Origin of the sequence: Nostoc sp. DedQUE04 (assembly GCF_034530995.1) — a bacterium.
Taxonomy (GTDB): Bacteria; Cyanobacteriota; Cyanobacteriia; order Cyanobacteriales; family Nostocaceae; genus Nostoc.
Genome location: NZ_JAVRCA010000005.1, coordinates 12,419 through 36,990 on the forward strand (window position 1 = coordinate 12,419; position 24,572 = coordinate 36,990).

General features: G+C 42.2%; 21 protein-coding genes. 10 read left to right on the forward strand and 11 right to left on the reverse strand.

Annotated elements, in window-relative coordinates:
* Positions 1–3: 3 nt before the first annotated feature.
* From RM049_RS04690 to RM049_RS04705, 4 genes are all read right to left on the reverse strand, one after another.
* Positions 4–1,257 carry a hypothetical protein gene (locus RM049_RS04690; RefSeq protein WP_322703349.1) on the reverse strand — a complete coding sequence of 418 codons (1,254 nt, stop codon included), beginning with the start codon at positions 1,255–1,257 and terminating at the stop codon, positions 4–6.
* A 153-nt stretch (positions 1,258–1,410) separates the two neighbouring features.
* Positions 1,411–3,513 carry an NAD(P)H-quinone oxidoreductase subunit 5 gene (locus tag RM049_RS04695; protein ID WP_322703350.1) on the reverse strand — a complete coding sequence of 701 codons (2,103 nt, stop codon included), beginning with the start codon at positions 3,511–3,513 and terminating at the stop codon, positions 1,411–1,413.
* Positions 3,513–3,647 (reverse strand): hypothetical protein, encoded by a 135-nt coding sequence (locus RM049_RS04700; protein WP_322687824.1) that lies wholly within the window; start codon positions 3,645–3,647, stop codon positions 3,513–3,515. Before RM049_RS04700 ends, RM049_RS04695 begins: the two co-directional genes overlap by 1 nt.
* Before the next feature lie 98 nt (positions 3,648–3,745).
* Positions 3,746–4,132 (reverse strand): thioredoxin family protein, encoded by a 387-nt coding sequence (locus RM049_RS04705; RefSeq protein WP_322703351.1) that lies wholly within the window; start codon positions 4,130–4,132, stop codon positions 3,746–3,748.
* Positions 4,133–4,311: 179 nt separating this feature from the next.
* Here RM049_RS04705 and RM049_RS04710 point away from each other — a divergent pair, with 179 nt between their 5' ends.
* Positions 4,312–4,485 (forward strand): hypothetical protein, encoded by a 174-nt coding sequence (locus tag RM049_RS04710; protein WP_322685314.1) that lies wholly within the window; start codon positions 4,312–4,314, stop codon positions 4,483–4,485.
* Between the two features lie 257 nt (positions 4,486–4,742).
* On the opposite strand, the gene RM049_RS04715 is transcribed toward RM049_RS04710, so the two are convergent.
* The gene (locus RM049_RS04715; RefSeq protein ID WP_322703352.1) at positions 4,743–5,459 is read right to left on the reverse strand and encodes an NnrU family protein; all 717 of its coding nucleotides are present in this window, start codon (positions 5,457–5,459) and stop codon (positions 4,743–4,745) included.
* 212 nt (positions 5,460–5,671) lie between these two features.
* Between RM049_RS04715 and RM049_RS04720 the strand changes: the two genes are divergently transcribed.
* The 5 genes from RM049_RS04720 to RM049_RS04740 all read left to right on the forward strand — a co-directional run bounded on the left by RM049_RS04720 (position 5,672) and on the right by RM049_RS04740 (position 12,205).
* Positions 5,672–6,685: a LysR family transcriptional regulator gene (locus RM049_RS04720; protein ID WP_322670717.1), complete on the forward strand. Its 1,014-nt coding sequence runs from the start codon at positions 5,672–5,674 to the stop codon at positions 6,683–6,685.
* 225 nt (positions 6,686–6,910) lie between these two features.
* A complete protein-coding gene (locus RM049_RS04725) occupies positions 6,911–8,311 on the forward strand; it encodes a protein kinase domain-containing protein (protein WP_322703353.1) in 1,401 nt (466 codons plus the stop codon).
* Between the two features lie 28 nt (positions 8,312–8,339).
* A complete protein-coding gene (locus RM049_RS04730) occupies positions 8,340–9,386 on the forward strand; it encodes a PstS family phosphate ABC transporter substrate-binding protein (protein WP_322703354.1) in 1,047 nt (348 codons plus the stop codon).
* Positions 9,387–9,457: 71 nt separating this feature from the next.
* Positions 9,458–10,855: an ABC transporter substrate-binding protein gene (locus tag RM049_RS04735; RefSeq protein WP_322703355.1), complete on the forward strand. Its 1,398-nt coding sequence runs from the start codon at positions 9,458–9,460 to the stop codon at positions 10,853–10,855.
* Positions 10,856–11,158: 303 nt separating this feature from the next.
* Positions 11,159–12,205, forward strand: coding sequence for a PstS family phosphate ABC transporter substrate-binding protein (locus RM049_RS04740; RefSeq protein ID WP_322703356.1), 1,047 nt, complete (start codon positions 11,159–11,161; stop codon positions 12,203–12,205).
* 56 nt (positions 12,206–12,261) lie between these two features.
* Here the strand turns inward: RM049_RS04740 and RM049_RS04745 are convergent, their stop codons facing one another.
* Complete coding sequence (locus RM049_RS04745; RefSeq protein WP_012412419.1) at positions 12,262–12,981, reverse strand: Crp/Fnr family transcriptional regulator; 720 nt, start codon at positions 12,979–12,981, stop codon at positions 12,262–12,264.
* 525 nt (positions 12,982–13,506) lie between these two features.
* Here RM049_RS04745 and RM049_RS04750 point away from each other — a divergent pair.
* Positions 13,507–14,250: a DALR anticodon-binding domain-containing protein gene (locus tag RM049_RS04750; protein WP_416212614.1), complete on the forward strand. Its 744-nt coding sequence runs from the start codon at positions 13,507–13,509 to the stop codon at positions 14,248–14,250.
* A gap of 180 nt (positions 14,251–14,430) precedes the next feature.
* Here the strand turns inward: RM049_RS04750 and RM049_RS04755 are convergent, their stop codons facing one another.
* The 5 genes from RM049_RS04755 to RM049_RS04775 all read right to left on the reverse strand — a co-directional run bounded on the left by RM049_RS04755 (position 14,431) and on the right by RM049_RS04775 (position 19,259).
* Positions 14,431–15,282 (reverse strand): Cof-type HAD-IIB family hydrolase, encoded by an 852-nt coding sequence (locus RM049_RS04755; RefSeq protein ID WP_322685307.1) that lies wholly within the window; start codon positions 15,280–15,282, stop codon positions 14,431–14,433.
* Between the two features lie 271 nt (positions 15,283–15,553).
* The gene (locus RM049_RS04760) at positions 15,554–16,261 is read right to left on the reverse strand and encodes a choice-of-anchor E domain-containing protein (protein ID WP_322703358.1); all 708 of its coding nucleotides are present in this window, start codon (positions 16,259–16,261) and stop codon (positions 15,554–15,556) included.
* Between the two features lie 582 nt (positions 16,262–16,843).
* A complete protein-coding gene (locus RM049_RS04765) occupies positions 16,844–18,220 on the reverse strand; it encodes a dihydrolipoyl dehydrogenase family protein (RefSeq protein ID WP_322703359.1) in 1,377 nt (458 codons plus the stop codon).
* A 34-nt stretch (positions 18,221–18,254) separates the two neighbouring features.
* Positions 18,255–18,395, reverse strand: coding sequence for a hypothetical protein (locus RM049_RS04770; RefSeq protein ID WP_322703360.1), 141 nt, complete (start codon positions 18,393–18,395; stop codon positions 18,255–18,257).
* Positions 18,396–18,434: 39 nt separating this feature from the next.
* Positions 18,435–19,259, reverse strand: a complete 825-nt coding sequence (locus RM049_RS04775) for an alpha/beta hydrolase (protein WP_322703361.1) — start codon at positions 19,257–19,259, stop codon at positions 18,435–18,437.
* 328 nt (positions 19,260–19,587) lie between these two features.
* Between RM049_RS04775 and polA the strand changes: the two genes are divergently transcribed.
* The 3 genes from polA to RM049_RS04790 all read left to right on the forward strand — a co-directional run bounded on the left by polA (position 19,588) and on the right by RM049_RS04790 (position 24,368).
* Positions 19,588–22,533: a DNA polymerase I gene (gene polA, locus RM049_RS04780; protein ID WP_322703362.1), complete on the forward strand. Its 2,946-nt coding sequence runs from the start codon at positions 19,588–19,590 to the stop codon at positions 22,531–22,533.
* 162 nt (positions 22,534–22,695) lie between these two features.
* A complete protein-coding gene (locus RM049_RS04785; protein WP_322703363.1) occupies positions 22,696–23,631 on the forward strand; it encodes an ABC transporter substrate-binding protein in 936 nt (311 codons plus the stop codon).
* Between the two features lie 164 nt (positions 23,632–23,795).
* The gene (locus RM049_RS04790; RefSeq protein WP_322703364.1) at positions 23,796–24,368 is read left to right on the forward strand and encodes a hypothetical protein; all 573 of its coding nucleotides are present in this window, start codon (positions 23,796–23,798) and stop codon (positions 24,366–24,368) included.
* The last annotated feature ends 204 nt before the right edge of the window (positions 24,369–24,572 follow it).

Genomic DNA, 24,572 nt, shown 5'->3' on the forward strand with positions numbered 1-24,572 from the left:
TCTTCAAGAAGACGAAACCAAGCGAATCTCTACAAAAGGAGTTGATACCTGACCTATCCAGAAACTTTCTTCTGACTTAGTATCTGTATTGATGGAGCTATATCTTGTTACAACTTCCATTGTGTTTATGTACGTAAATCGAACATAATATGTCCCTAGCCTAAGAGGTTCAGAAATCCAGTGGAAGCCATTTGGAGCAAATATACTAAGTCCAAACTGGTTATCTTTCAGCCCAAAAATAGTAATGTCTTGAAAGAAAGTGAGAGATTCTCCTGGCATGGCTAAGGGAAAATCAGAGTCTAATGTGCCTTCAGGTCTAATGCAGTCGCCATTCCACAAAATTTGTCTATCCGCTTCTACAAGCTCTGGAATCAAGATGTCGCCGAAGTTAAAGCGAAGTGGAATTGACTTATTATTAACAATCCGAAGACCAATTTGGATGAACACATAAGGATAAGGATGTTGTGGATGTTGCCGTCCTATTATTAATGGAGATTTAAATATGTGTAGAAGCTTATACAGCAAGTTTTTTTTTGGTGCGAGCAAAACCAATTCCGGGACTATAGTTTCAAAGCCGATACCATCGACAACTAAAGTACTACAATCAGGTTCATTATGTTGAACTAAATGAAAATTTACAACCTGTGTTGCTAATTGCCCTAATCTTATTTCTTCTTGACTCTTAGCTAACTTCAAGCCATCTGTAGTTTGATGCTCACTTTTATATATGAATCGAAGCTTATATCTTGCAGGCTGAAGTGAAGTAAAAGACCAAAATTTGCTAGGTAGATTAGAACTTTGGAAGACTTCTGGGACAGCAGAAATCTGAAAAATAAGCAAGTTATTTTGCCAATAAAGATTTCCAGTTAGCGAAAATGATTTTGAATCTCTAGGAGGGACTAATAAATAAGAAATTTCTCCAGGACTATTATGCTGAACTTGGCTAGTTAAGTTATTTCTTAATTCAGCTGCTATATTCTTCCATCTTCGGAAAATAGATATGTTTGGTTGAATACTTGGAAGCGAAAGATCGGTTATTAATTGCCTCTGTATTTCCTGACCCTGCGATGTCACGAGAACTGGTGTAAATACTTCATATAAATTTAGGTGAAAATCCTGTAAACTTTTGTTAGTAATACAAATACCAAACTGCACAAAGGTGTTTGTATTCTTTTCGGGAATAGGCAAGACTATAAGGTTAGGATTGGAGATTTTTATATATACGTCACCGTTTTCAATGATATTACTATCATTCATTTGCTTCAAAAAACGGAATGTGGGTTATATAGCTTGTATTAAAAAATCTTGTGAGCTTTTCAGACTCAACTCTCAATTCTTCTCTGCGACTCCGGGCCTCTGCGTGAGATAAAAAATAATGTAGGGGCGGACATTTGCCCACCCCAATGAAAATCAGGTAACACCAAAAACAATCACTAAGCCCAAAACCGCCCCAAACACAATCAAGGCATAGAATTGAGCGCGACCGTTTTCTAGGTACTTCAGACCTTCACCACTAACAAGGGTGAAAAAGCCTGTGAGGTTAACAGCACCATCGACAACGCGGAAGTCAACTTCCATAACTTGTCTAGCTACGCGACGCAAGCCGAGGACAAAAACCCGATGGTAAATGTCATCAAAATACCACTTGTTGAGAGATAACTCGTAAAGTGGTTGGATTTTAGCAGCAATCGCAGCTGGGTCAATTTTACGGCTCAAATACATCAGCGAAGCCAGGGTAATCGCAATCAAAGAAATTCCGACTGAGGCACCCGCCATGATGTAGAATTCCGTCGGATTGAACTCGGCAGCCTTTTCTATAACTTCAGAGAGAGTTTCGCTAGGAGGAAAGATAAACTCTTCAAAATAATTGGCGTAAGGAGTTCCCACCAAACCAATCAAAATCGAAGGCACAGCCAACAGTGCCAACGGCAGCGTCATTGTCCACGGCGATTCGTGGGGGGAGTCGCTGTGATGCCCGTGGGAGTCATGGGAATCATGATGCTGACTAGTTGCCGCCAATTCTCCTTTCTTCATTGCCCCAGGCCCAAAATTCGGGACTGGTTCTTCTGACTCTAATTCCAGGACAATTGTCGCCGCAGCTTTCTTGAGTTTTTCCTTGATTTTCTCGTCAGTACCCCGGAATTTGCCTTCAAATGTCGAGAAATACATTCTAAACATATAGAAAGCTGTAATTCCGGCAGTTAGCCAGCCGATAAACCAGAGGAGTGGGTTAGCCTCAAAAGCCTTCCCTAAAATTTCATCTTTTGACCAGAAACCAGCAAAGGGTGGAATACCAGAAATTGCCAAGCAACCAATTAAGAAAGTCGTTGCTGTGACAGGCATATATTTTCGCAGTCCACCCATCAAGCGCATATCTTGCGCTAAGGCTGGGTCGTGTCCAACGACACCTTCCATACCGTGAATTACTGAACCTGAACCCAAGAACAGCATCGCCTTAAAATAGGCGTGGGTCATCAGGTGGAATAGTCCAGCACTGTAGGAACCTATTCCCATTGCCATCACCATGTAACCAAGTTGGGAAATGGTGGAGTAAGCCAAACCCTTTTTGATGTCGTTTTGGGTAATGGCAATAGTTGCCCCCAAAAACGCCGTAAACGCCCCAGTAAAAGCAATGACATTCATTGCGGCTGGAACGTCTTCAAATACTGGGTACATCCGGGCAATCAGGAAAACACCCGCCGCCACCATTGTTGCCGCGTGAATCAAGGCAGAAATGGGGGTGGGGCCTTCCATCGCATCTGGTAGCCAGACGTGGAGGGGAAATTGCGCTGATTTTGCTACTGGGCCTAAGAAAACTAAAATCGCAAACAGGACAGCGAGAAAATTGCTGATAGAACCTGATTCGACAAGTTGGGCGAGGCGATCACCCATGATATTAAAATCAAAGCTTCCTGTTGCCCAGAACAGCCCCAAAATGCCGAGTAATAGACCAAAGTCGCCCACGCGGTTGGTTACAAACGCTTTTTGTGCGGCATCTGCTGCTGACTTGCGATCGAACCAAAAGCCGACCAGCAAATAAGAACACATCCCGACCAGTTCCCAGAATATGTAAATCTGTACTAGGTTGGGGCTGACCACCAGACCTAACATTGAAGAGCCAAACAAACTGAGATAGGCGTAAAACCGCACGTAACCGGGATCGTGAGCCATGTAGCCATCGGTGTAAACCATGACTAACAACGCTACGGTTGTTACAATCACCAGCATTAGGGCTGTCAGGTGGTCAATAGTGTAGCCCATGCTCAGGTGGAAATTACCTGCCGCCGCCCACTCAAAGGTGCGAATATAAGACGGGTGTCCTTGAATTTGACTCCATAACAAGGCAAGCGACAGCCCCATAGCTGCTCCCATCATGGAGATAATCACCACAGCGTTAAGCTGGCGGAGGCGGTTTGTCACCTGATTCAACGAGATTAACCCTAGACCGACCAGCATTGCCCCAAGAAGAGGGAACACCGGAATCAGCCAGGCATACTGATAGATTACTTCCATCACTGACGCCTACTTTTAAAATTCTTGATTAGCGTGTCGAAACTGTTAATAATTGTGACTACACCCTTTAGGATAAAATAACCCACCCAAGACTGATTGGGTGGGGTATTAAGCATGGTTTTAGATTTGGTCATTGGTCATTGGTCATTAGTCATTGGTCATTGGTCATTAGCCCTATGCCCTATGCCCTATGCCCTATGCCCTATGCCCTATGCCCCATACCCAATATCCATCAGGCCGATCGGCATTCTAAGTCCACTGTTTTTGAATTTTTGTAGATTTTGGGGTAATTGCTGTAGCTGGCTTTAATCTCTTCTAAAGCTAGACGTAAATCTTCTTTGCCGCGAAAGCATTCCAAGCGATGGCGAATAGTGCCATTTTCAATCAATAGTAAAGTGGGTAGTGATTTTAGCCTATAGGTAGTAGACAATTTAAAATTTTGATCGGCGTTAACCCCGACTAATTTAATTTCATCGCCGCACTGGGACTGAAATTGCAACAACAGCGGGTGGATAACTCGACACAAGCCACACCAAGGTGCTTCAAAGTTAACTAAAACAGGAATAGGAGATTCTAAAACTTCTTGAGTAAATGTCCGCTCACTAACCGACAACACCATGACGCCTCTTGGATTATAAGGTTTTATATCAAACTAGCTATCAGTACTGAATTGAGTAGTGCTGAGTTCCGAGTTCTGGTTGCTGAGTAGAAGTCTATAACAAAAAGTTAGGGGATTGAATGAGGAACTCGTTTCTTTTTTTTTAGAGTAAAGCGGGGATTGGGATTACTTGCCAAGCAATGAATACTAAGTTGCTTGCTTTTACTCAGAACTCAGGACTCAGCACTGCTTCAGTGGAGGATTGGCAAGTCACTAACTGCCGATCGATGCTTTCAGTACAGAAATTTCAGGACACAGAATCATTGGCAAAAATTGAGCGCGTTAATGTGTCTCTGACAGAAAAGCGACCTTAGAAGTCGTGTTGGCTTTTTTGGATGTTAAACTCCTGATTGCCGTGACCGCCTGGGGATTTGATTGAATCTGCCACTTTCTTTCAAAGAAAGGCAACTGACCAACGACTACCAATAATAAAATCTCAAGCTGACTGAACGCACCCCCACTGTTAGATATTTGAATTTATCCTACATTGATTTGGAGCAATTGATCAGCTTGATCAGGTGAAATTTCCATCTCTTTCTGATTTTATGCTGACACTGGGGATCGTCTAAAGTTACCATCCTATACTACTCGTTGCTTCCAATAACAGAGGGTGTGACCACCAAAGCAAAGCTATAAAAATGGCAACTCCCAAATATGCAGGGCGGAGAAATTCCTGCCATTTGAGAGATTGACGCCCATCGATAATTGCTTTAAAGGGAATAATTGAAGTCCGCTGTTTGGCAATTTCAAAAGCTTCTCCATAATGATCGCTCAGGCGGCGATCCCCGTGCCAAACCCCAAACAAGTGATGCAATATCAATCCAATGGAAGTCACAAGGGTAAAAGTAGTACCCAGCCAGAGAGTGTGGGCAACACACCAAATTATTTGTCCTACCATCTGGGGATGACGGGTAATCCGAATAATTCCTGTTTCGTAGAGATGAACTTGGGGCTTTTGAATAGCAGCAATTTCTAGTAGATTGAAGGTAGCAGGATATAAAAACAAAAACGAGATTGCTGATAGCAGCCAAACAAATTCTCGCACTCCTGGCACCCCTTGTACCTGCCAAATTTGCAAACCATCATAACGGTGCCCAAAAAAGTAAATAATTAATATCACAGCCAACGGTAGGCTGACTAATGCAAAGAGAATGCGATAAAACCTTGGGCCAATATATTTTTCTGCCCAAGGGCGTAAAGCAGCGCCTCCACTGTGAGCGATCGCAAAAACTATTTGTAACCCCAGTATGACAAAATGACTGGGTGTCAACCAAGAAATCAGCAGCATATACACAGGTGAAGTAATTTAAAGAAAACTGAATTCAGTACAACCAATACCACAAAGTATTCAAAAGGGGACTTTAGTCAAGATGTTGTGCTACTGTCTTTTTCGAGTCAATCCTTCAAGTTTAATATGCAACAAATCGTGTCCAACTGATTGCTGCCAAACCGGATTTATTACGTGCATCTGCTCCTTTAAAAGTTTGTGGGTTGAGCCTTATGTCTGACCTTCCTTTCACTTTAGATCAGTTACGTATCCTGAAAGCGATCGCCCAAGAAGGAAGCTTCAAGCGTGCCGCTGATAGTCTTTACGTCTCCCAGCCTGCCGTTAGTTTACAAGTCCAAAATCTCGAACGGCAACTCGATGTCCCCTTATTCGATCGTGGAGGACGACGTGCCCAATTAACCGAAGCTGGGCATCTACTCTTAAATTACGGTGAAAAAATCCTCAGTCTCTGTCAGGAAACCTGCCGCGCGATCGAGGATTTACAAAATCTCCAAGGTGGTACTTTAATTGTCGGTGCTTCTCAAACCACTGGCACTTATCTTTTGCCCAGAATGATCGGTATGTTTCGACAAAAATATCCAGATGTGGCAGTGCAATTACACGTCCACTCTACCCGTCGGACTGCTTGGAGTGTCGCTAACGGACAAGTCGATCTGGCAATTATCGGTGGTGAAATTCCTGGTGAACTGTCAGAATCTTTAGAAGTGATTCCTTACGCTGAGGATGAACTAGCGCTAATTTTACCTGTCTTTCACCCTTTTACCAAACTTGAAAAAATCCAGAAAGAAGACCTATATAAATTACAATTTATTGCTTTAGATTCCCAATCAACTATCCGCAAAGTAATTGACCAAGTGCTAGCACGCTGTGAAATCGATACCAGACGTTTTAAAGTTGAAATGGAATTGAATTCCATTGAAGCGATTAAAAATGCTGTGCAATCTGGTCTAGGGGCTGCCTTTGTTTCAACTAGTGCGATCGCTAAAGAGTTACAAATGGGCGTTTTGCATCGTACTCCCATTGAAGGCGTTGTCGTCAAACGGACGCTGTGGCTGATTTGTAATCCCAATCGCTATAGATCAAAGGCCGCAGAAGCCTTTAGTCAAGAAATTTTGCCCCAGTTTGCTAACCCAGGATGGAATCAAGATGTGTTAAAATTAACACAAAAAAGTCTAGTGTTAACTACATTGGAGGTAGCAACACCCACCTCATTAGGTGAAGACTAAAATCTAGTAATTAGTCCTTTGTCATTTGTCCTTTGTCCTTTGTTCTTTGTAAATACGAATGACCTTTCGGGTGACGCTCGTGCCTCGCTAGCGCTGCGAAGACAGCCAGTAGCTCATGGGAAAACTCTCTATGTACCCTTCGCTGGCTCACCAATGACCAATGACCAATGACCAATGACCAATGACCAATGACCAATGACTAATGACTAATGACTAATCACGAAAATGGAAGTTTACTGCACTCGTTTGCGTTGTCCACGCCCACAAAACTATTTTGCCGATTTAGATGATGTTACGACACTGAAAACAACCCAGCAAAAGTATTGCACTACCTGTGGTATGCCATTGATGCTAGATGGTCGATACGTGCCAACTAAACTGCTGGGAAGGGGCGGGTTTGGAGCAGCATTTTTGGCACGCGATCGCCGAATACCAGGAATGCGTCAATGCGTGGTTAAACAGTTTCAACCATCGGGAAATTTAACTTTAAATCAACTGCAACAAGCACAGTTGATGTTTGAGAGAGAGGCAGAAGTTTTAGCACAACTTGGTAACGATCATGAGCAAATACCTGATTTATTTGCCTTCTTTCCAGTGATAGTTAATAGTTTACAACCAGGACAGCAAGACCAATTTTTTTACTTGGTGCAAGAATACATTGATGGGCAAAACTTAGAGGAAGAATTAGTTCAACAAGGCAAATTTTCTGAACAGCAAGTGTTGGAGGTGCTGCAAGAAATTCTGAAGGTACTAAAGTTTGTCCATCATAGAGGCATTATCCACAGAGATATTAAACCCTCTAACATCATGCGCCGTCGCGATGGTAGACTTTTTTTACTAGATTTTGGCGCAGTTAAGCAAGTAACAAATGTTGCACTGGGTTCTGCCGCTTCTTCCACAGGAATTTATTCGATGGGATTTGCACCGCCTGAGCAGATGGCTGGGGGTCAAGTATTCCCATCTACAGATTTATACGCATTAGCTGTAACTCTTATTACCTTGTTGACAAATCAGGAAGCAGTTAAACTATTTGATGCCTATAGCAACCAGTGGAAATGGCGATCGCAAGTGACTGTCAGCCCTCGCCTTGCTGACATATTAGACAAAATGCTGCTACCTGCTGCTAATCAGCGTTTCCAGTCAGCCCAGGAGGTTATAGATGCACTTAACTCACAGCCTCTAACCCCTATACAACTTAATTCACCCTCTGTAACACTTCCGCCACAACCGTCAAAAGGTTCTAATCCCGTCGTTCCCCGCCGTCCGCCAACTCAACCAACATTTTCTACATTGGAATTATTGGGCGGGGCGGCATTTAGTGGATTTCAGGGTGCATTGATCGCGATCGCTCTCTTCAGTCTAGTAAAATCACCAATAGTTACTTTGACTACTTCTGCCCTGATTTTAGGTATACTAATTTTTGCCCAAACCAGGCGGTGGATTGAAAAGTTCGATTTATTAATTATTCCCACAATTACTTTTGCAATTATTTTTTTTGTCCCCTTTTTACGGGGAGGTCTTGACGTGCCGTCAGTGGTGATTTTAGCAGTTGGAGCAGGCTTAGTAGCTATTTCATTTACAGCCATATTTCGACTTATTTATAAATTATTATCTCTCTTACTTTAAAAAACTTCTGGTGCTAACAGCTACATAAATGTCTCAGAAAAACGAAACGCTTAGTCTTTTTTTAGCCGTTATCATCACTATTGGTTTAATCTTTGGTGGTCTATGGTTTCTTATGGAACGGTGGGCGCAATTAACTGGAACTGTTCCTAAAACTTCCGGGAATGGTAACACAGGTAATCCCATAAACCAGTTTGCCAACAACAGATGTAACGTCCCAAACCTCCCAGAAGGGATATTCAACTATGGTGGTAGTACAAGCTGGGCACCCATCCGTAAAGACGTAGACTCCGTACTAGAAAGCGTTTGTCCTCAATTTACTTTACGCTATACTCAACCTGCTTCAGGTCAAGCAGGATCTGGAACTGGTATTAGGATGTTGATAGATAATCAACTAGCTTTTTCTCAATCTTCTCGCTCAGTTAAAGCTGAAGAAAATGCCGAAGCCAAACAAAAAGAATTTAGTTTGAAAGAAATTCCAGTGGCGATTGATGGCATTGCGATCGCAGTTAACCAAAATCTTAATATCCCTGGTTTAACTGTCGCCCAACTTAAAGACATCTACACTGGAAAAAGTACTAATTGGCAACAAGTAGGCGGGCCAAATTTACCAATTCAAGTCTACTCTCGCAGCAAAGAAGCTGGAGGTACAGTGGAATTCTTTATCGAAAATGTTTTAAATAAAGAGAATTTTGGTGCAAATGTTAGTTATGTTGGCACTACCACAGAAGCAGTACGAAAAGTAGCGGCGAATCCTGGCGCAATTTATTATGCTTCTGCCCCAGAGATTGTACCTCAATGTACGATTAAGTCGCTACCATTAGGGCGAATCAGCGGTCAATTTGTGCCTCCTTACCAACAACCTGTTGTATCTCCATCTGAATGTCCCAGTAAACGTAACCAGTTGAATAGTCAAGCATTTCGTAGTGGAGACTATGCAATTACTCGCAATTTATTTGTAATCATTAAACAGAATGGTCAAACAGACCAGCAAGCTGGCGAAGCTTATGCAAATTGGCTGCTGACACCTCAAGGTCAAGAACTGATCGAAAAAGCTGGATTTGTCAGAATTAAATGATAGAAATGCTTAGATTTAGCCAAAACCAAATAATTAAATAATAAATATTTTTTCTTTATTCAAATTTGTTCATGTCACAAAAAAATGAAACCAAAATTTTAGCTTTGACTCTGCTGCTGACAGTTGGCATAGTTGGCGGTGGTTTTTGGTGGTTTACTAACAATGGGGTCAAAATTGGTAATACCAACATTCAAAATCAACAACCAGGCAACAATTCATCCTTGCAAGAGCGCATTAGTTTTGGGGAAAAATCTTTTACTCAGGGTGACATTTCTGCTGTGAAAAAAGAAGGAGTACAGGCGATCGCAGCTAAAAGTTATGATAAAGCGATCGCTAATTTCACAGATGCCCTAAAACTCAACCGTAACGATCCAGAAACACTAATTTTTCTGAACAATACCCGAATTGGTTCTTCCAAGAGCTACACCATTATGGCTTCTGTACCATTTGGCACTGACCCTAATGCTGCTTTAGAAATTTTGCGTGGCATCGCCCAAGCCCAAAATGAAATTAATACCTCTGGAGGAGTCAAGGGAGTACCGTTAAGGGTAGGTATAGCTAACGACGATGACAATCCAGAAATAGCCAAGAAAATCGCTTCTAACCTAGTCAGTAATTCAGAAGTATTAGGTGTAGTTGGGCCGAATACTAGCGATTCTACCTTAGCCGCAGGTACTATTTATACTTCAGGACAACTTGTAGCAATTTCCCCTACCAGTACATCTGTAAAAATTTCTAACTTTAGTCGCTACGTTTTTCGCACGGTTCCTAGTGATTTTATGGCTGCTAGAACTTTAGCCAACTACATGGTGAGAACTTTGCAGAAAAAAAATGCAGTGGTTTTCTTTAATTCTCAGAGTAACTATAGCCAGTCTTTAAAGTCCGAGTTTGTCTCATCTGTTTCCCTAGAGGGTGGACAAGTATCCAGCGAATTTGATTTGTCTCAGCTGGGTTTTAGTGCGGTTAAAAGTCTAGACCAAGCAACTAAGCAAGGTGCAGAAGTCTTGATGTTAGCTGCTAACACTGAAACTCTGGATAAAGCGCTGCAAGTAATTCAGATTAACCAAAAAAAGTTAACTCTGCTGGCGGGAGATGATGTTTACACCGCTAAAACTTTAGAAATTGGCAGAGAACAAGCTGTGGGGATGGTATTGGCAGTTCCTTGGCATATTGATGGCGCTCCCAAATCAGATTTTCCTCAAAAATCCCGGCAGTTATGGGGCGGTGACGTAAGTTGGCGAAGTGCCCTTAGCTATGATGCCACTGTAGCTCTGATTGAGGCATTAAAACGCAATCCTACACGTTCTGGAGTCCAACAAGCGCTCTTATCCTCTGACTTTTCTGCCACTGGTGCTTCTGGTACAATTCGGTTTTTAGCATCAGGCGATCGCAATGCGCCAGTACAACTTGTAAAAATTGTTCCTGGTTCTCGCTCTCGCACTGGTTATGACTTTGAACCAGTGCGTTAATCAGCAATTAAAAATTAAAAATTAACCAATTGTTAACCTGGTAAAACCCTCAAGATGAGAAATTGAGCTTTATGGGGAAAAATCTTAGTATCAACTAATAACTTATCCTCACTAACACTCAAGTCTTGAGAAAAAAGACGAATAATCCAGGGGAAATTTATTATACCTTGATTTATAAAGTAGTCAGAAGTGAGGATTTATCTGCATTTTTAGTAAAACACCCGTCCTCCAAATACAATCTCAAGTAGCAAGCACTTGTCAAGTCAAGCACTTATATTGAATGGATGCGCGGGTAATTATACGATGTCCCAAAAAAATGAAACAACTATTCTTGTATTATCCATCCTAATCACCGTCGGGCTAATAGCTGGCGGTTTTTGGTGGTTTACTAGAAAATCTGGTGTCGATCTAAATACAATTAATTCTGGTAGCACCAAAACGCCCCAAACCGGATCGGAACAACCTAGTGGCAATACTTTCACTTCAGTAAAGGATGTTCCTACAGGATTATTCAATTACGGAGGTAGTACATCTTGGGCACCGATTCGACTAGTAGTCGATCCGGCAATTCAAGCCGCGCGGCCAGAGTTACGGCTGCGCTATGTAGAACCCAGCAATGCATCGCCTGGTTCTGGTACTGGCATTCAGTCCTTGATAGACGGTCAACTAGCTTTTGCCCAGTCCTCCCGACCAGTTCTAGATCCGGAATTAAGCCGTGCCCAGCAGCGTGGGTTCAGTTTGAAACAAATTCCTGTGGCAATTGATGGTTTAGCGGTTGCAGTTAACCCCAACTTGAATATCCCAGGACTAACGGTAGAACAGTTAAAGTCAATTTACACAGGCAAAATCAATAATTGGAGCCAGGTGGGCGGCCCCAATATCCCGATCAAGCCCTATTCCCGCCGCATTACTGATGGCGGTACTGTCGAACTTTTTGTCCAAGACATCTTGGGTGGTCAAGCTTTCAGCTCCAATGTAGAATTTATCTCCACAACCACCCAAGCCTTGCAAAAATTGGCTGATAGTCCTGGTAGCATCTACTACGCTTCTGCCCCAGAGGTGATTCCTCAATGCTCAATCAAGGCCTTGCCGTTGGGGCGCACGCAAGGGCAATACATTGCTCCATACCAAGAACCTTCTGTCCTCCCGTCTGAATGTCCTGGTAAACGGAACAAGTTGAACATTGAGGCATTTCAATCAGGAAAATACCCGATTACCCGTAATCTGTTTGTGGTGGTCAAACAGAATGGTCAGACTGAGCAGCAAGCAGGTGTCGCTTACGCCAACTTACTGCTGAGTGAGCAGGGACAGCAACTGATTACCCAAGCGGGATTTGTCAAAATTCGCTGACAAGAGCGAATTGCACTCAAGACAGAGTGGCGGAAATCGCCGCTCTGAACTTTACCTTAACCAGCTCTATTAATCGACTCTGCTGGCAAGCAAATGAGATTATCCCCTTGAGTCAAGATTAAACCACGTTGACGTAGCTTACCCATCAAGCGGGTGACGGTGACACGAGTCGAACCAATCGCGCTACCAATTTGGGCATGAGTGAGGGGAAAGGGCAGACAATAACCGCGAATCACATCAGGATCGGTGTCACTCATTGCTGGCTCTCCATATTCCTCAATTAACAATGTGAGAAATCCTAAGAGTCGGTCAATTGTGCGGCGTTGTCCCAAGGCACTCAGCCACAGCAGCTTACGCTGGTGCTGATACCTAAAGGCATCCATAACTTCGCGACGGAAGTGAGGCCAATTGTCTAAATCATGCCAGTACATCCACAGCACCGCAGTTTGATCGACATGGGCGTAAGCCTGGAGTGTGAATGGTGATTGAGCAACAATTTCAAATGGCTGTCCCGCTCCCACAAAACCCAAGAACGCTTCTTCTGGAGTTCTGTTGATTCGTCGAGACGTTAGCTGACTAGCAGTCGCACTAACTTGGGCGGTTCCTACCATGCGGATCGCACCCCTTTGCACCAAATACAGCAATCCAGGTCGGGCTGGAATGCGCTCATCTTTGCTAAAGGTGCGGCAACGATAGTGTTCTTGAGCCCAGTCAAGAATGCGTTGCCAAGTCAAAAAAGGCCGTGATGCCTCAGAAAAGGAGGATGGAGATTGCATAGGTAACAAAGAGCGTTCGGCTGAAGACAAAGACGTAAATAAAAGGGTGCAAGGAGTGTCTTTGTGTTGACGAGGCAGGCTTAACGCCTAACAGCGCCAGCCAATCCAAAGAATAGAAAGCAAATTACTCTCTACTCTTTTGTTATACTTCCTACTGTACAATGGTGGTAGTAAAGTTTACTTACTATTCATCGATTATTCATCAAATTTTATCCTCTTCTCATTTTTCTTCATCTAAATTAAATTTATACCGCAAGACAGATGACAGAAATGTAGCAAATATATCTTACATGACTATTTAAATAATATTACGTGCATTATAAATTACCAGTTAGCAAATATACGTCAATCAAACAGCTATTATATAGTTATCTAATAAAATCGATAAGCATTGATACTTATAAAAAAGAAAGGGAATGCATAAAAGACGAAAAAATTCCTCTATATAAAGGTAGAGATGACAATAGAGTTTTCTATACCTCAAGTGTGTCTCTGCGACTATCAAAATCTCAGAATCGAAAAGCGATGGAGCTTGCTGATGCGATCGCTTCAGATTTATCAGGGATTTGTGAGGACGTTTTTAGCATCCAAATAGTTCCCCCTGGTTGGATAAATTTTGAATTAACTCACTCAACCTTAGCGAATTGGTTACAAAGTCTCGTAGTTGGGAGTTTAGGGGAAGAGGAGGAGATGGGGGGCAGGGAGCAGGGAGCAGGGGGAGATGAGGGAGAAATCAATTCAAAATTCAAAATTCAAAATTCAAAATTAAAGAACTTCTGCCTTCTGCCTCCTCTTTCCCAATCTCCAATGCCCAATTCATTCTTTGCTGTTGAATATGCTCATGCACGCTGCTGTTCGTTAGTGCTGCTGGCTGATCGAGAGGGGTTGATTAAACTTAGAGAACCAGTTCCAAATACTAGTCCAGCTTTTTGGGATGTTATTTTTCCTAACCCTCTACCTTGGCTTAATTGCGACGGAACACTACAACTCAATCACCCAGATGAGCGTCGCCTAATTGACGAATTAATACAAGTGGTAGACAACATAGAGTGCCCTGATGTTAGCGATTCTGTGAAATGGGAAAAAGTAGCGCTGAATTTGAGCCAAGCTTTTGAAAAGTTTTGGTCTAATTGTCGGATTTGGGGTGAGATCAAAATTACGTCACCAGAACTGGCTCAAGCTAGACTCGGATTGCTCATGGCTACTCAGTCAGTATTAAAATTTGTTCTAGAGGAAAATCTCGGGGTTTTTGCGCCTTTGGAGTTATAAATCGGTAATGTCGCTTAAGTAAAAATAAAAACTTTTTATATAGCTATTGACTCAATGCACCACCTCGGATACATTAGCAGGTGTGTGAGGAGCGAACCAGCAGGGGCACCGAGACGAAACACGGCCAGTCGTCGGTGTCCTTTCTGATTTGTATGGGTTAAATTTGAAAAAGTGCCTTTACTACAGCAAAAACTTTTCAATTGCTACTGCTGCCCCATGTTCCTCTACGCTAGGAGCTACCCAATTAGCGATCGCTTGCACTCCTGCTGGTGCGTTGCCCATAGCTACACCAAGTCCGGCATACTCCAGCATTTCCACATCATTGAAGTTATCACCAATCGCCATAACGTTGGCTAATTGTAATCCCAGCAATTCTTCGGCTAGGTAACGTACAGCAGTTCCCTTATTTACAGAAGCGTTAGTTGCTTCAAAAAAGGTAGCAACAGAGGTTGTCATATAAAGTTCAGCGGGTGTGTATTGGCGGCGCAAATTTCCTAATAACTTATCGATTACGTCAGTGTCATCAGATAAAGCAAGAATTTTTGTCGGTTCATTCGTTAAGGCTTGACGCAAATCACCCACAGGAATCGCAGTAATACCAGAACGTTCTGCATAAATTTTGGTTTCTCTGGTTAACTCACGGACGTATAGTTGATCGTTGATGTAAAAGTGAACAGATAGAAGCGATCGCAACTCAGGCTTTTCAAAATAGTCGAGTAACTGGTGGGCGATTTCTCTAGAAACAACCCAATGGCGATGAATTTTTTGAGCGATCGGGTCTTGAATCCAGGCTCCTTGATAGGCCATTAATGGTAGGGTAGAGCCGATATCTTGGTGGAAGCGCAAGGCTGAACGATACATTCGACCTGTAGCAATCGCTACTTGAATTCCTCGTGCTTGCGCTGCAAAGATTGCTTGCTTTACAGGTTCGCTGATAGTGTTAGAGTGTCCAGCGATCGTGCCATCTATATCCAAAACTAGTAGTTTAATGTCTTTTGCAGCAGCCTGACGATCGGTAGATGCTTTCTGCATAATTTCCTAAATTTTAAGTTCCAGTAAGAGGTTAACAGGCTCTGGCGATCAGTGGGGAGTCATATAAAAAATTGGGTTCTCTAATCAACCACTTCATATCAATAATTGTTTATAGCGATCGCCAAGAATAGAAGTTTTTAAATCTTATTAAAAATTCAGCCTAATAGGCACAATAAAAAACCCGATTTTTTCGAGAATCGGGTTTTTTAATTTAAATTAGAGAGTCTGCTTGATAAATAGGATAGAAGAAAGACTACCTCTTCAAGAAAGTCTATTTATTAAACATCTCGATCCAGCTTTTTTTGCGTTGTGACAACAAACAAAGCCCAGCAATTAAACCAATTCCTAGTGTGGCAGATGATTCAGGTACTGCTTTCACCTCATCGTAATCATAAGTTACTTTGATACCTGCTTTGGCATAAGTATCAATATAGGATCTCATGTTGCCCGAACCCGTAACTACTGAGTTGGCTAAAGCTGAGAATAAAAAGTCTATGTCGCCATTACCAGTGAAAGACTGCAAGAATTGGGTATTGGTGAAAGACTGAGTAGCAGATTGTGTGGCAGTTAAATTAGAAATAGTCTTTCCAGAGGTGCCACTATAATCAGTTTTACCGTCATATTTAGCAGCTTGATAACTCGATATATCTTGTGGATTGAGCGCAAATAGAGACTGATTATTTAGTTTTAAACTGAGTTGACTAGCAAGATTTACTGTCACCTGAGTCGCGGTTGGACTCCTGTTTTCAAAACCTGCATTTCCAAGTAAGTCGCCAGTAAAACTTATCGTTACACCCTTGAGTGTGCCCAAAGATGAGTCAAATTTTTGGACGCTCAGAGGTGCATCAATGATATTTGTGAAATCGTAATTAGTGGAACTACTGTAGGAGAGAGAAGCTGCATTAGCTGCTCCAGATGTTGCAACAATTCCTGCCAAGGTTGTAGCAGCAGCTAGAGTGTTGAATAGTTTTGTTGTCATGGATAAAAGATGCCTTTCTGAACAGAATGATTACGGAATTACTAACCTATTTCTAACTCTGAAACTTTGCTTGTAGTCTTGATAAATACACGTAACTTTATGTAAAGTTATTATGTTTAAATTCCTTCGACAAATATACTTTTTCAAGGCTATATATAAAGTTTTGTTAAAATAAAGTAGTTTTGATAGTGGTAATCTGATGTCGAAATATTAAGCTAGTTTTTGTTGGTTCCTGAGATGTAAGCTAGGTCAACCTAATTAAACATAAAAGGCTCAGGAGATAGATCCCCGACTTTTGGTAATAAGTTAGGGATCTAGTTACTATCTGTTTACTATGCTTATACTCACGTACTTAATTGGACTGGTATACCTGCCAAAAGTTGGTTCTACTTGGCTTCCGTACTAAAGGTGCAAATATGTAGACGTTAAGGTGTATAAAAAGCACAAAAAAGCTCATTAGTACCAGGGGTAAATGAGCAATGGAAACAGAGAACAGTTTTGTAGCCGAGTCAGGAGGATGTCTTCCTGGCTTAGGCATCTACTTATTAATGCCAACTGACGTTGTACATCAATAAAACCTCTTCACATATTCGGACACCCTGGCATATTATCTCCAAGCAGCAACCGTGCCAGACTGGGTAAAGCTTCACCATAGGTGGGATGGATGTGAACCGATCGCTCTAACAACTGCCAGGTCGCTCCTGCTTCTATCAGGGATAAAAAAACATGCACCAGTTCAGCAGTTTCGTAGCCCACCAGGGTTGCTCCCAGAATTTTGTCTGTGTCGCTGTCGATCGCCATGCGATAAAATCCGAGGTCATGCCCCCACTCGATCGCGCGCGCAATTTGGCTCATAGGTAACGTGACAGCACGCGCGTTGATGCCTTGTTTCTGAGCCTGTTCTAAGGTCATACCCACTCGCCCCACCTGGGGTTCTGTGTAGACCGCATAGCCAAGAACGCGATCGCTCCGTGTCCGGTTTTCTCCACACAAAATTGCTTTTAAGCGGCGATAGTCCTCCCACGACACATGGGTAAAGGCAGGCTGTTTGGCAGCATCTCCGATGGCATAGACTCCAGAACAGGTAGTATGGAACTGGTCATCAATTTTAATAAATCCTCGATCGTCTAGCTCAATTTTGCTGGCGGCTGTATTTAATGCACTTGTATTCGGTTTCCGTCCAATCGCAACCAGCAACGCTTCTCCCTGGAGTTGTTCGCCATTGCTCAGGGTCAGCTGAAACACATTATTCTCGTGGGCGACGTGATTCACATTGACGCCAAAGTGGAGCGCAATCCCATCCTGCTTGAATGCTTCTGCTAAGACCTCGCTGACATCAGACTCTTCCTGTCCGAGGACGCGATCGCCCCGGACAATTAAGTGGGTCTGACTGCCTAAACGCGCTAGTCCTTGTCCCAATTCCAAGCCAATATAGCCGCCTCCAATCACCAATAAACGGGGTGGTAAGGTGTTCAAGTCAAAGAAGTTGCGATTGGTCAGGTAAGGAGTTCCTGCAAGTCCGGGAATGTCAGGAATCAGCGATGATGTACCCGTGTTAATGATTACCAGAGGAGCCTGAAGGGTAACATCCCCACCTTTGACCGTCCGTTCACCCACAAAAGCAGCTTCGGCACAAATGACTTTGACACCCGCAGTCTCCAATCGCTGGCGAATCCCTTGATTAAAGCTGCTGCGGATTCCCCGAACTCGCTCCATGACAGCGGGAAAATCCACTTCTACTTCCGTGTGGATGCCTAACTTCTTAGCTTGGCGCGATCGCCCTGCTGCATGAGCCGCTGCTAAGAACGCTTTAGACGGAGTGCAGCCATAGTTGATGCAACTGCCACCTAAAGCATCCCGCTCAAACAAGACAACCTTACGTCCCTCATTGGCAAAATCAGCCGCCAGTGGAATGCCTCCTTGACCACTGCCAATGACAATGACATCTGCTGTTTCCATCAGCGCAAAACTCCTTGGAGATAGTTTGCTTTTATCAGATTCTCACACTCAAAGTTAAAAACTTTCTGGCTATTGAGGGAAGTGCAATGATTGTGGAAATCATCACTACAACGCTTGCACCTTCAGCTACCAGATGTTTAGCGATCGCGGCCCCGATGCCTTTAGATGCACCCATTGAGATTTTTAACAGTGATGTCTCACATCCTTGCCCACATCAGGATTTGATAAATTCCAGCAGGTCGGCGTTGATCTGTTCCTTGCTCGTATCGCCCAGAGCGTGCGCTCCCCCAGGATATATCTTCAAAGTCGAATTCTTGACGAGCTTTGCAGACAGGAGGGCAGAAGCACCAATCGGCACGATCTGATCGTCATCACCATGAATAATCAACGTCGGCACATCAAACTTCTTCAAATCCTCGGTGAAATCTGTTTCCGAAAACGCCTTAATGCAGTCATAGGTGTTTTTATGTCCAGCCATCATCCCCTGCATCCACCACGAATAGATTAGCCCTTGGGAGACTTTGGCACCGGGTCGATTGAAGCCAAAGAATGGCCCACTGGGTACATCTAGGAAGAATTGCGATCGGTCAGCCAACAACGCCGCCCGAAAGCCATCAAAGACCTCAATGGGTAGCCCACCCGGATTCGCCTCCGTCTTGAGCATGAGTGGCGGCACCGCGCCCATCAGCACTGCCTTGGAAACGCGCTTGGTGCCGTGCCGTCCAATGAAACGCGCCACTTCACCACCGCCGGTAGAGTGTCCGATCGTCACCGCATCCTTAATATCCAGCGCCTCGAAAAGCTCCGCTAGATCGTCAGCATAGGTATCCATGTCATTACCATGCCACGGTTGGCTCGACCGACCATGACCGCGACGATCGTGCGCGATGCAGCGGTAGCCGTGTGAGGCGAGAAAAAACATCTGCGATTCCCAAGCATCCGCGCTCAGTGGCCAGCCGTGGCTGAAGACAATAGGCTGTCCTCTGCCCCAGTCCTTGTAATAGATTTGCGTACCATCCTTAGTCGTGATTGTACTCATGTGCCTCCTATGTAAATTGTGAGCGTTTTCCAATCTGTATCTGGTTCGGATCGTAAAGATAACTGCATTCGCGATCGCCAACTTATCGATAAATTGCTACTCGATCGATTGATACATAACTGATTTCAGCACTCTTATTTTGATGACCTGATTGCTTGCGAAGGTGGCTTATCTACCTATAAATTAGTTGTCTGACTCAAGTTCTTTAATTTAAGATACCAGTTAACTGAGGGCTTACCCGCTTCTTGACATCAAGGAATAACAATAAAGATAGCCAAAGCTTTGAAATTGCTAACTATGTGACAAAGCTTCTGGCTAAAATAGGGCTATGTCTGAAACTTTTACTTCTGCAACCGCAACACGCCCCACGTTCATCCTCGTAGATGGACACTCCTTGGCTTATCGTTCATACTTTGCTTTCGCCAAAGGGCGAGATGGAGGACTGCGTACCAAAACGGGGATTCCCACCAGTATATGTTTTGGTTTTGTGAAGTGCCTGTTGGAGGTAATGGCAACACAACAGCCTCAAGCAATGGCGATCGCTTTTGATTTGGCTGAGGCGACTTTTCGCCACGAAGCGGACGATACTTATAAAGCCGATCGCCCGGAAACGCCAGAAGATTTCATTCCCGACTTAGCAAACCTGCATGAGTTGCTGAATGGCTTCAATCTACCCTTTTTCACTGCCCCTGGTTTTGAGGCTGATGATGTTTTGGGAACCTTAGCACAGCGAGTCACTGCGGCTGGATATAAAGTGAAGATTCTGACTGGCGATCGCGATTTATTTCAACTCATCGACTCTGACAAAGAAATCACTGTTCTGAATTTTAGTCCAGATGCCCTAAAGCGCTCTACAAATAGCATCACGGAATTTAAAGCAGAACAAGTCAAAGAGAAGATGGGCGTTTTACCTTCACAAATTGTTGATTTTAAAGCTCTTTGTGGTGATAAATCAGATAATATTCCTGGTGTCAAGGGAATTGGCGAAAAAACAGCAGTGCAGCTGCTGAATACCTATGGTTCACTTGAGAATGTTTATGCTGCGTTAGATGAAATTAAAGGAGCAACTCAGAAAAAACTCGCAGTCGGTAAAGAAGATGCCGAGAAGTCTCGCTATTTGGCAACCATAGTTTTAGATGTTCCTATAAAATTTGATTTAGAAAATTGCAAATTAAAAGGCTTTGATACAAACGTCTTATCACCAATTTTAGAAAAATTAGAATTTAAGTCTTTTTTAGGTAGAATCAACGACCTTCAGCAACGTTTTGGTGGTCAAATTGAAGAAAAACAAGAAATCAAAACAAATGTAAGTAATTCCAATTTTACTAATTCAGAATTCAGCGCTGATGAAGATAATGATTTGTGGTTTTTTAGTGCTAGCGATACAGCCGCAGTTCCACAACAATCTACTTCCCCAATTACACCACGTATCATCAACACCGAAGTCAAACTAACTGAGTTAGTGAAAGTTTTGCAAAAATTCACTAATCCAGAAACACCCGTTGCTTGGGACACTGAAACCACCGATTTAGAACCAAGAGATGCTGAATTAGTAGGAATTGGTTGCTGTTGGGGAATGCAAGCAGATGAAGTAGCCTATATTCCTTTGGGGCACAAAACTGGGGAAAATTTAAATAAAGATTTGGTATCAGAAGCATTACGCCCAATTCTCGAAAGTGCCGATTATCCCAAAGCTTTACAAAATGCTAAATTTGACCGCTTAGTTCTTAGGAGCCAAGGAATTAACTTGGCGGGAGTAGTGTTTGATCCCATGCTGGCAAGTTACATTCTAAATCCAGATTCTAGCCATAACTTGATGGATTTGTCGCAGCGATGTTTGGGATTGATGGCTAAAAGTTACTTAGATTTAGTTCCTAAAGGCAAAACTATCGCTGATATAGATATTTCCGCCGTCGCAGATTACTGTGGGATGGATGCTTATTCTACCTTTGGTTTAGTGTCGAAACTGCGTGAGGATCTGGATAAAATTCCAGCTTTATCTAAACTATTTTTGGAAGTGGAACAGCCACTAGAAGCAGTTTTAGCCGAAATGGAATACACAGGTGTTCGGATTAATTCAGCTTATTTACAAGAACTTTCACAGCATTTAGAAACTGAGTTAGCCAGATTAAAACAGGAAGCAACTGAAATAGCTGGGGAAAACTTTAACTTGGGTTCTCCTAAGCAATTGAGCCAAATTCTGTTTGAAAAATTGGGGTTAAGCACCAAACATTCTCGTAAAATTCAAACGGGCTACTCTACAGATGCAGCAACACTGGAAAGACTTCAAGAAGATGATAAAACTGGATTTGTTGAAGCGATCGTTGAGTATCGCACCCTATCTAAATTAAAGTCTACTTATGTTGATGCATTACCTGCATTAGTGCGTCCAGATACCCAGCGAGTGCATACTGATTTTAACCAAGCAGCAACATCAACTGGTAGGTTATCTTCTTCTAATCCAAATTTGCAAAATATTCCCATTCGTACAGCTTTTAGTCGCCAAATTCGGAAGGCGTTTTTGCCTGAACCTGGTTGGTTAATGGTGGCTGCTGATTACTCACAAATTGAATTGCGGATTTTGGCTCATTTGAGTCAAGAGCCGATATTGGTGCAAGCATATCAGCAAAATGATGATGTTCATACTGTGACAGCGCGGTTAGTTTTTGAAAAAGAAAATATCACATCAGAAGAACGAGGAATAGCAAAAACTATCAATTTTGGCGTGATTTATGGAATGGGTTCTCTCAGGTTTTCACGCTCAACTGGGATAGATAAGACCATTGCCAACGAGTTCATTAAGCGGTTTAATGAACGATATCCGAAAGTATTTGCATATTTGGAACGAGTGAAAAAAGAAGCGATCGCTCTTGGTTATGTAGAAACTATTTTCGGTCGCCGTCGCTATTTTGACTTTACTAATAACAGTTTACGCAAATTAAAAGGCAGCAACCCAGAAGATATCGAGCTGAGTAAATTAAAGAATTTGGGTGCTTTTGATGCAGGTTTATTACGCTCCGCGGCTAATGCACCAATTCAAGGTTCTAACGCTGATATTATCAAAATTGCAATGGTGAGATTGCATGAGGTTTTGAAGAACTATCAGGCGCGTTTGTTGTTGCAAGTTCACGATGAATTAGTGTTTGAAATTCCCCCTAATGAGTGGGAAGAATTACAACTACAAATTAAATCGGTGATGGAAAATGCAGTGCAGTTGAGTGTTCCTTTGCTTGTGGAGGCGCGTGTTGGTGAAAATTGGATGGAGACGAAATAAGTTCAACTGGGGATTGGAAAAATTACATTAATAATAGATGGCGAGATGACGGTCAAGCCTCAAAAACGACTCTATCTTCAACATGGTTTTCATGCTCTATACCTTATTCAGCAGGCGATATAGCTATGTTGTCACCCGTTAAGTCATATAAGGAATTTTAATATGCATCGTCGTTGGCAGCTATCTGCTTTTGCAATTTTGTTGAGTATAGTTTTAGTTGCTTGCACCACTGTAACTACTCAGCAACCACAAACCAAAGTGGAAAATACCACTGAGGCGACTAACACAAACTCTCAGCAATTACTAAAAGGTTCAGCAAAAAGAGTTGTTGCTCTTTCTTCACTTTCTGCTGACATTCTCTCTCGACTCGATCAAACAAAAGTTGTCGGAATCACTGGTAGTAAATTATTTAAGAATGACTCAATATTCAAGGATATTCCCCGCGTTAGCGAAGGTCAAAGTCCACCAAATTTAGAGAAAATAGTAGCGTTAAAACCAGATTTAGTTATTGGTGCTGAAGGTTTTTCTAACATCCCAATTCAAAAAATTCAGCAGCTTGGTATTCAAACTTTGCTCACTAAGGTGAATAGCTGGGAATCTTTGGAAGGACTTACTAAAAAGCTCGCTGAGTTAATTAATGCCGATCCTCAGCCTTTGTTAAATCGTTATAAAACTTTCTTACCAGATAAGCCAACTCAGAGTCCGTCTACTTTAGCGCTGGTTAGTCGTCAACCAATTTTAGCGCCAAATAAAAACAGTTGGGCAGGAGATTTGCTGGCGAAATTCCAGGCGAAAAATATAGCAGCAGATTTACAAGGAAAAAGTCCAATCGGTGGCTATGTGACACTTTCGGCTGAGAAAGTTTTAGAAGCAAATCCAGAGGTGATAATTTTAGTTAATCCTCCACAAGGAAATTCGGAAGCGACGCTTTTAGATTCTTTGAAAAAGGAAAATTTTTGGCAGCAACTACAAGCAACTAAAAATAACCGAGTTTATGTGTTTGATTATTTTGGTTTGGTAAATCCAGGTAGTATAGATGCAATAGAAAAGGCTTGTCAGCAGCTTAAGCAAGCGTTATTTGCACCACAGCCCACTTAGTAGCTCAATACTGGGAGAAAAGTCAATCAAGGATGCATTTATCGGAGGTGATTTTAGATAAAACCCTGATAAAACAAGCTTTTCAGCGTCAGTATGTTTTCAAAAATCAAATCTGAGTTCTATATTAAGGAGTATTATTTACTTATAGATATCAGTATTAAAAAATGCAGATTGCTAAACTTCTCAAAAACTTTTGCCGATGGGTTCGTTTGTTCTTGATAAGTAGACTTGATAGACCTTCAGACAATTTAGTTGTTATTATAATTAGTCTAATACTACTCATTTTTAACTGGGATTTAAATTGGTCAAGTAAAATTATTTTTGAGTTTGACCTATTTAACAAAATTACCACATTATATTTTTATATCACACCTTTATTGCTATTTATCAATAGTTTTTTGTTCAAAGAAGACTTGCTAAAATTTTTTAGTATTCTAGTAGCAGGATTTTTTGGCTGTTTCATTCTTTTTGTGTTTCTCGTACAATTAGCTCTAGGTAATCATATTAATCTTGTTGAGCGAGTAGAATGTCCAAATAGTAAAATTTTTAGTGTTTATGAGAACTTTGAACCGAGTTTCATCACTTCTGATGACGCTATTTGCCGATTTGAGTTACAACAAGAGAGAATTTTTATAGGAGTTATTAAAAACAGCAGGGAAGTTGGAAAAAAGAACTGCCAAGTTAATACTAGAGAACCTAGTTTTCAAAACCGTCTTACAAATACGTGTACCCGATAGTAAAATAAGATGAATTTGACAATTACTATGATTAATTCAACATTCAAATTACTTTGAAACTGCTACAAAGCATCTTTATTGTTATTTGGGAACTAAAAAATTATTAATAAATTCGTGTTTTCAAGCATTCTTTGCACTCAATATTATTACTCAACAAGACTTTGTATTACAAAACAGTTAAATCAGGGCACTTCAGCTTTTGCA